General features: G+C 39.1%; 7 protein-coding genes and 1 pseudogene. 7 read left to right on the plus strand and 1 reads right to left on the minus strand.

Annotation, left to right across the window (positions count from 1 at the left end):
• A pseudogene (locus tag ACMZ6U_RS07670) lies at positions 1-143 on the minus strand (IS481 family transposase); the annotation flags it as partial.
• Between the two features lie 179 nt (positions 144-322).
• Between ACMZ6U_RS07670 and gmk the strand changes: the two are divergent.
• The 7 genes from gmk (at position 323) to pknB (ending at position 8,976) form a co-directional block, all read left to right on the plus strand.
• Positions 323-949, plus strand: a complete 627-nt coding sequence (gene gmk, locus ACMZ6U_RS07675; protein ID WP_416107637.1) for a guanylate kinase — start codon at positions 323-325, stop codon at positions 947-949.
• A gap of 25 nt (positions 950-974) precedes the next feature.
• Positions 975-1,292: a DNA-directed RNA polymerase subunit omega gene (gene rpoZ / locus ACMZ6U_RS07680; protein WP_416107639.1), complete on the plus strand. Its 318-nt coding sequence runs from the start codon at positions 975-977 to the stop codon at positions 1,290-1,292.
• 86 nt (positions 1,293-1,378) lie between these two features.
• A complete protein-coding gene (locus tag ACMZ6U_RS07685; protein ID WP_416107641.1) occupies positions 1,379-3,769 on the plus strand; it encodes a primosomal protein N' in 2,391 nt (796 codons plus the stop codon).
• A gap of 275 nt (positions 3,770-4,044) precedes the next feature.
• On the plus strand, positions 4,045-4,986 hold the full coding sequence (gene fmt / locus ACMZ6U_RS07690; protein ID WP_416107643.1) for a methionyl-tRNA formyltransferase: 942 nt from the start codon (positions 4,045-4,047) through the stop codon (positions 4,984-4,986).
• The gene (rsmB, locus tag ACMZ6U_RS07695) at positions 4,976-6,298 is read left to right on the plus strand and encodes a 16S rRNA (cytosine(967)-C(5))-methyltransferase RsmB (protein ID WP_416107645.1); all 1,323 of its coding nucleotides are present in this window, start codon (positions 4,976-4,978) and stop codon (positions 6,296-6,298) included. The genes fmt and rsmB overlap by 11 nt, the downstream gene beginning before the upstream one ends.
• Positions 6,299-6,346: 48 nt before the next feature.
• Complete coding sequence (locus ACMZ6U_RS07700) at positions 6,347-7,084, plus strand: Stp1/IreP family PP2C-type Ser/Thr phosphatase (protein ID WP_416107649.1); 738 nt, start codon at positions 6,347-6,349, stop codon at positions 7,082-7,084.
• Positions 7,084-8,976 (plus strand): Stk1 family PASTA domain-containing Ser/Thr kinase, encoded by a 1,893-nt coding sequence (pknB, locus tag ACMZ6U_RS07705; protein WP_416107647.1) that lies wholly within the window; start codon positions 7,084-7,086, stop codon positions 8,974-8,976. The genes ACMZ6U_RS07700 and pknB overlap by 1 nt, the downstream gene beginning before the upstream one ends.
• Positions 8,977-8,988 lie beyond the last annotated feature (12 nt).

The following is an 8,988-nucleotide window of genomic DNA, read 5'->3' on the forward strand; positions in this document are numbered from 1 at the left end:
TAGCGCATAAGAGAGGCTTTAGCTACCTTATATCGTCGACAGATGAAGTCAACTGAGACACCATTTCGATAAGTTTTAACGGCATGATAGCGGGTATTGAGTGTATGTGGCAAGTAGCGATTGTTTTGTGATATACTAGTCATGAGAAGCTTCCTTTTTGATGGGTGTGTGGTACTCTTATCTTACAAGGTTTCTTCTTTTTTTCTTGTAGGTCTCACATCTATTGTAACGCTACATGACCAATTGGAAAAGCTGTTCAATTAACTTGAAATATCTTACCTATTTGGTATAATAGATAGAAAATACTTCTAAGGAGAATATGATGTCTGAACGTGGTTTGTTAATTGTCTTTTCAGGACCATCAGGTGTTGGAAAAGGAACAGTTAGACAAGAGATTTTTTCGACACCAGATCACAAATTTGAATACTCAGTGTCAATGACGACACGTCCTCAAAGACCCGGTGAAGTTGATGGTGTTGATTATTTCTTTAGAACCCGTGAAGAGTTTGAAGAACTTATTCGTCAAGGGCAAATGCTAGAATATGCGGAGTATGTTGGTAATTACTACGGAACACCACTAACCTACGTTAATGAAACTTTAGATAAGGGGATTGATGTTTTTCTTGAAATTGAAGTTCAAGGAGCTATTCAAGTAAAACAAAAAGTGCCAGATGGTGTCTTTATTTTCTTAACACCTCCAGATTTGGAAGAATTAGAAGATCGTTTAGTTGGCCGTGGAACAGATAGTCAAGAGGTTATCGCCCACCGTATCGAGCGCGCCCGCGAAGAAATTGCCTTGATGCGAGAGTACGATTATGCCGTTGTTAACGATGAAGTGCCACTCGCTGCGGAACGGGTTAAGCGCATCATAGAAGCAGAACATTTCCGTGTAGAACGTGTCATTGGTCGCTATGATAAGATGATTGCGAAAACAAGTGCAAGTAAATAGGATTTAGAAAAGAGATAAAACGCTTATGATGTTAAAACCTTCGATTGATAAATTATTGGATAAAGTGCCTTCAAAATATTCTTTGGTTATTTTACAAGCTAAACGTGCCCACGAATTAGAAGATGGTGCCAAAGCAACTAAAGAATTCAAATCTGAAAAATCAACACTTCGTGCTTTGGAAGAGATTGAAGCTGGATATGTAACCATCCATCCAGATCCAGTCGCAAAACGTGAATCTGTACGTCGTAAAGCAGAAGTGGAGCGTCTTGCTAAAGAAGAAGAAGAACGCAAGATTAAAGAACAAATCGCAAAAGAAGAACAAGAAGAGGGACAAAAAGTCTAAGGTTGATTGCAATCTTAGCTTTTTTCAATTTTCAGAGGAATACTAACAATCCGATTATCACCATCGCTTAATTCAAAAGGAGACTTATGCAAGCTCAAATTATTGTTGATGTGCCCTTGATGCAAACGGACAAACCGTTCACCTATTCAGTGCCAGAAATGTTTGAAGAGCTAATACAAGTTGGCTCAAGAGTTCATGTGCCTTTTGGAAGAGGTAATAGACTGTTGCAAGGTTTTGTCGTTTCGCTCGAAAACAATGCTGATCCTAAAGACTTAAAATCTATTGTAGATCTGCTAGATTTGGAACCTGTTTTGAATCCGGAACAATTACGGTTAGCAGATGACATGCGAAAGACTGTCTTTTCTTATAAAATCACATTGCTTAAAAGCATGATTCCCAGTCTTCTTAACTCGCAATATGATAAGCGTCTCCAGCCAAGTGAGGGGTTATCACATCGTGATAAAGAAACTATTTTTGGAAGATGTGAGAGTCTTTCTTATTCAGATATTCCAGAAAACAAACGAAAACAGGTTAATCGTCTCATTGCAGCCAAACTGATACGAGTGGATTACGTAGCTCGTGACAAAAAGAAGGTCAAGACTGAAAAATTCTTAGATTTGGATAAGTCAGCTTTGGCTGGTTTAGAAGTCTCTAATCGAGCTAAAAAGCGTCAGGAAGCTAAAGTTTGGTTACTATCACAAGACGATTCTTTTTCTATAAAATCTGGTGACCTTAATAAACAATATTCAAGAGATGTAGTCAATTATTTCATTCAAGAAGGTGCTCTCATTGAACGTCAAGAAGAAGTGCAGCGATCAGCGGCTTATTTTGAGTCGGTTGAAAGCAGTCATTTTCTTGCCTTAAATTATCAGCAAACTCAGGCTGTTGATGCTATTTCAAAAGCTATCGATCAAGAAGAAGCAAAGCCTTTTCTCCTAGAAGGGATTACAGGTTCTGGGAAAACGGAAGTTTATTTGCATGTGATTGATCGTGTTTTAAAAATGGGAAAGACAGCTATCGTTCTGGTTCCCGAAATCTCCTTGACTCCACAGATGACCAATCGCTTTATTTCACGCTTTGGAGAGCAAGTAGCTATCATGCATTCGGGACTTTCTGACGGTGAGAAATTTGATGAATGGCGTAAAATAAAATCTGGGCAAGCTAAGGTTGTGGTTGGAGCAAGGTCAGCTATTTTTGTACCACTTGATAATATCGGTGCTATTATTATCGATGAAGAGCATGAAGCGACCTATAAGCAAGAATCCAATCCTCGTTATCATGCCAGAGATGTGGCGTTATTAAGAGCCAAAACTCACAAAGCAGCTTTAGTGCTAGGTTCAGCAACGCCTGCTATTGAAACACGGGCTCGAGCAAGTAAAGGTGTCTACTACTTTTTAGAACTCACTGAGAGAGCTAATCCTAACGCCAGCATTCCTAGGGTTGAGGTTGTTGATTTCAGAGATTATATTGGTCAACAGGAAACCAGTAATTTTACCCCTTCATTATTAGAAAAGATACAAGAAAAATTAGCTAAACAAGAGCAAGTTGTTCTCATGCTCAACCGCCGTGGTTATTCTAGTTTTGTCATGTGCCGTGAATGTGGTTACGTAGATGAATGCCCTAATTGTGACATTTCTTTGACCCTTCACATGGATACTAAGACTATGAATTGCCATTATTGTGATTTTCAAAAGGTTATTCCGTGGGAATGCCCGTCTTGTCAGAGTAGGAGTATTCGTTACTACGGTACAGGGACTCAGAAGGCCTTTGATGAATTACAAGAACTTTTGCCAGAAGCTCGCATCCTACGAATGGATGTGGACACGACTCGTCGTAAAGGTGCTCATGAAAGTCTCCTTAAAGCCTTTGGAAATCACGAAGCTGATATCCTCTTGGGAACACAGATGATTGCAAAGGGATTGGATTTTCCGAATGTCACTTTGGTCGGGGTGTTAAATGCTGACACCTCGCTCAACCTACCGGATTTTAGGGCAAGTGAGCGAACTTTTCAGCTCTTAACGCAGGTAGCTGGGCGGGCTGGCAGAGCTGATAAGGCAGGCGAAGTGTTAGTGCAGACTTATAATCCTGATCATTATGCTATCCGTTTTGCTCAGAAACAAGATTTTGAAGGTTTTTATGCCTATGAAATGAAGATTCGTCAGAAGATGGGCTACCCACCCTACTATTACACAGTGGGTATCACCTTATCTCACCAAGAGGAACAAGAAGTTGTTCGTAAAGCTTACGATGTTTTAAAAGGTTTAAAAGGTCATCTGTCAGAGCATGCCAGGTTCTTAGGTCCAACACCTAAACCTATCGCTAGAACCCATAATACATTTCATTATCAGATTATCATCAAGTATCGCTTTGAGGAACAGCTAGAAACAGCACTAAATGCTCTTTTAGAATGGACTCAAAAACCAGAAAATAAGGAACTTCGTGTGACTATTGATAATGAACCGCAAAATATGATGTGAAGGATTTCAGAGGTTGCTTATCTAGAAGATATTCAAATAGTCTTCAAGTTAAAAATGCTTATGTAGGTGACAAGAGACGTATGGCATTTTCTCACGAAGTCCTGTAAGCAATGTTAGCCTACCATGCGTCGTCTCAATAATTGATCATTCAAAAAATAGATTTGATAGCCTTTTTTCTTGGTGATGATTAAAGAACAGAGGCTATTGCCTAACCTCATTCTTATTGGATTTATGGTAAAATAAGTAAGATTATCAGAAAGTAGAAGTGAAACAATATGACAAAATCAAAATTAATTTTCATGGGAACCCCTGATTTAGCGGCAACTGTCTTGAAAGGAATCATCGCTGATGGCTCATATGACATTTTAGCTGTTGTCACTCAGCCTGACCGTGCTGTTGGTCGTAAAAAAGAAATCAAAATGACCCCAGTAAAAGAAGTTGCTTTAGAACATAATCTTCCAGTTTATCAGCCAGAAAAGTTATCTGGCAGTCAAGAGATGTCAGATATTATGGCTCTTGGTGCAGATGGTATTGTGACAGCGGCCTTTGGACAATTTTTACCAGGAAAACTTCTAGATTCGGTTGATTTTGCCGTTAACGTTCATGGGTCTTTGTTACCTAAGTACCGTGGTGGAGCTCCTATTCAATACGCTATTATTAATGGTGATAAGGAAGCAGGGATTACCATCATGGAAATGGTTCGTCAAATGGATGCGGGAGATATGATTGCTAAGGCTGCCATTCCTATCACTGATGAGGATAATTTGGGAACCATGTTTGAAAAATTAGCCATTCTTGGACGTGATCTGCTCTTGAAGACCTTGCCAGACTATATCGCTGGTAATATTAAACCCGAACCACAAGATGAGACTCAGGTTACTTTCTCACCGAATATTTCATCTGAGGAAGAGCGCATTGATTGGACCAAATCTAATCAAGAGATTTTCAACCTTATCCGTGGTCTAAATCCATGGCCCATTGCTCATACTCTTTGGAATGGTAAACGTTTCAAAATTTATGAAGGTGAACGCGTTGATGGACAAGGACAGCCGGGTTACATTATTGAAAAGACCAAAAAAACTCTTGTTGTGGCAACAGGTAACGGTGCCCTCTCTCTCAAACGTGTCCAACCTTTTGGAAAACCACAGATGGCTATTTCAGATTTTCTCAATGGTCTTGGACGTGATCTAGAAGTTGGTGATAGCTTTGGCGAATGATTGGAAAAAAATGGCGCGTGGAGGCGCCTTAATTGCCCTAGAGAAAGTCTTTCACGAAGAAGCTTATTCCAATATTGCTCTCAATAGCTTACTTAATAATCGTCACTATGATGATAGAGACAAGGGATTGATTACGGAGATTGTCTATGGGACTGTTGCACGTAAAATCACCCTAGAATGGTATTTGGCGCATTTTATCGAAGATAGAGATAAATTGGATTCTTGGGTTTATGACTTGCTCATGCTTAGTGCTTATCAGCTGATTTATCTGGATAAGTTACCTGCTCATGCGGTCGTTAATGATGCAGTTGCCATTGCTAAAAATCGTGGTAACAATAGAGGAGCTGAAAAATTAATCAACGCTGTTCTTCGTAAAGTAACCTCAGTTGATTTACCAAATATTGACACTATTAAGCGTGTTAATAAACGTTATTCTATTAAATATTCCCTTCCAGTCTGGTTAGTAAAAAAACTCATCGAACAATATGGTCAAGAGCGAGCAGAAAAAATCTTTGCCAGTCTCTTTGAGCGGAATAAGGCGAGTATTCGTGTGACAGAAACTAATCGACTTGAAGAATTCAAGGAAAACTTTCAGGCAGATTATTCGTCCTTATCACCAGTTGGCTTGACCAAGTCATCAGGACATTTTGCTTCAAGCATTGCTTTTAAAAATGGTGCTATTACTATTCAAGATGAGACCAGTCAATTAGTAGCTCCGGCCCTTGATATTAAAGGTCCAGAATTGATTTTAGACGCCTGCGCTGCTCCTGGTGGCAAGACAGTACACATGGCTTCTTATTTATCGTCTGGAAAAATTACTGCACTAGATTTATATGATCATAAATTGTCACTGATTCAAGAAAATGCAACGAGGCTTGGACTGGCTGATAAGATTAAAACCAAACAATTGGATGCTAGAGAGGTTGCAAATGCCTTTCCAGCAGAAAGTTTTGATAAAATTTTAGTTGATGCACCTTGTTCAGGGATTGGTCTCATCCGTCGAAAACCAGATATTAAATACAATAAGGATAGTCTGGATTTTGCTAGTTTGCAGGCAATTCAACTAGAGATTCTATCTAGTGTTTGTCAAACCTTGCGTAAAGGTGGTATAATAATCTATAGTACTTGCACTATTTTCAGAGAAGAAAACCAAGAAGTTATTAAAGCTTTTTTGGCTAGTCATCCTGATTTTGAGCAAGTAGCTTTAGATCACGATAAGAAAGATATTGTAGTAGATGGCTGTTTGTTAATTACGCCGGAACAGTATCATACCGATGGTTTCTTTATTGCAAAATTGCGTAAAAAAGCCTAGTGACTTAGTAGGAGGAAAGCTGGCATTCGTCAGAAAGACATATAGATGATAGAAATTTCACTGTTAACTGATATTGGAAAGAAACGTTCCAATAATCAAGATTTTGTAAATCAATACAAAAATCAGAGCGATGTGACACTTGTCGTTTTAGCTGATGGCATGGGGGGGCATCGCGCTGGAAATATTGCTAGTGAGATGGCTGTTACAGATATAGGTAGTCAATGGGCAGATACCGATTATACTGATCTTGAGCAAATCCGAGACTGGATGTTGGTAGCGATTGAAGCAGAGAATCAAAAGATTCATGCGTTAGGAGCTTCAGAAGAGTTCAGTGGAATGGGCACAACAATTGAAGTTTTAGCATTTGTTCAAGATGTTGTGTTATATGCTCATGTTGGTGATTCTCGCATAGCCTTAATTCGTGATGGAGAGTATACACAATTAACAAGTGATCACTCTTTGGTTAACGAATTGGTAAAAGCTGGCCAACTAACAGAAGAAGAAGCAGCAGTCCATCCACAAAAGAATATTATTACCCAATCTATCGGACAGGCTAGCCCACTAGATATCGATCTTGGGATCCAACCTCTTCAATCAGGTGATTTTATCTTAGTTAATAGTGATGGTTTATCCAACATGGTAAATCGTCAAGATAAATTAGAGATTATCTTATCGGATAAGACGCTTCAAGAGAAGGTAGAAAACTTAGTTGATGCGGCAAATGAAGCAGGTGGCCTTGATAATATTACAGTTGTCTTGGTTGCTTATAACGAGGAGGATGCTTAATGATCCAAATCGGCAAATTGTTTGCTGGGCGTTATCGTATTTTAAAATCTATCGGTCGCGGTGGTATGGCTGATGTTTATTTGGCACATGATTTGATTTTGGATAATGAAGAAGTGGCTATTAAGGTACTTAGAACCAATTATCAAACAGATCAAATTGCAGTTACACGTTTCCAGAGAGAAGCGCGTGCTATGGCTGAATTAAATCACCCTAACATTGTAGCTATCAGAGATATTGGCGAAGAAGATGGACAACAATTTCTTGCCATGGAATACGTTAATGGTCCAGATTTAAAGAAGTATATTCAAGATCATGCACCTCTTTCTAATACTGAGACAGTCCGTATCATGAGTGAGGTGCTATCAGCTATGCAGTTAGCTCATCAAAAAGGAATTGTTCATCGTGATTTGAAACCACAGAATGTTCTTTTGACAAAAGATGGGGTAGCCAAGGTAACTGATTTTGGGATTGCTGTAGCCTTTGCAGAGACAAGTTTGACACAGACAAATTCGATGTTAGGAAGTGTTCATTACCTATCACCGGAGCAAGCACGTGGCTCAAAAGCAACGATACAAAGTGATATTTACGCTATGGGTATCATGTTGTTTGAAATGTTGACTTGTCATATCCCATTTGATGGTGATAGTGCTGTTACGATTGCATTGCAACATTTTCAGAAACCTTTACCATCGATCATTTTTGAAAATCGAAATGTTCCACAAGCTTTGGAGAATGTTGTTATCAAAGCGACAGCTAAAAAACTTTCGAATCGCTATGGATCTACAACTAAGATGTACTATGACTTGACAACTTCCTTGGATCCAAGAAGGGAAAACGAAGCAAAAGTGGTCTTTCAAGATACAGCAGATACTAAGACCCTTCCTAAAATTGAGCCTTCACCTGTAAAAGAGACGCCTAAACCAATAGTTGCTCCCGTTGCTGTGGAAATGACAAAAGAACAAGGAGCTTCTCAAAAAGAGGCCTCTAAACCGTCGTCATCTAAAAAGGCCAAGAAACCCTTTTGGAAACGCCTATTTAGATTTTTCATTTTGGCTCTCGTTTTATTATTAGCCGGTTTTGCATTCTTCTTTATGTTAAGTAGCAATGATAGTGCAACAGTTCCTGATGTCTCAGGACAAACTATCCACGAAGCTCAAGCTACTCTAGAAGAGGCTGGTTTGACTGTAGGGTCTGTTTCTCGTAAAGAAAGTGATAGTGTTGAGGAAGGAAAGGTCATCTCAACAACACCGAAATCAGGTACAACTCAAAAAGAGGGAAGTGAAGTTGATCTGCTAGTTTCAAAAGGTTCTAAACGCTTTGTTATGACAGATTATACTGGGATGTCATATAGAGATGCTGTTAGTGACTTGACAGAAAATTATGGTTTGTCTAAAAGTCAAATTGTCAAAAAAGAAGTTACAACTGATCAATATGAACCGGGAGAAATTGTTAGTCAGACTCCAGAAGCTGGAGAAGATTTTAACCCTTCAGGTAATGATAAGATTGTTTTTGAAGTAGCAACTGCTTCAACAGTAACAATTCCAACTTTAGTTGGTTACAGCTATGCAGATGCCAAAAATGCTTTATTAGACCTAGGATTTAAAGCTTCTCAGATTCAGACAGATTCAGCTCAACCGTCGTCATCATCAACGGTTTATGCACAATATCCCTATGCAGGAATGACTGTTGAACTTTCATCTGGAGAAATGGTAACACTGTATCTAACAACTCCTGAACCATCGTCGACGCAACCGTCATCCTCTTCTGAGGAGGTAGATGCTGATAATGGTAATCAGACCTCTTCATCAAGTAGTTCAAGCAGTTCTTCTAATTCCAACCATTCAACAGAAGCGACAAGTGATGCAAATAGTCAACCAGAAGCTACTGAGTAATAAGGTTATTAT

Source organism: Streptococcus pluranimalium (genome assembly GCF_047785745.1).
Classification (GTDB): Bacteria; Bacillota; Bacilli; order Lactobacillales; family Streptococcaceae; genus Streptococcus; species Streptococcus pluranimalium_B.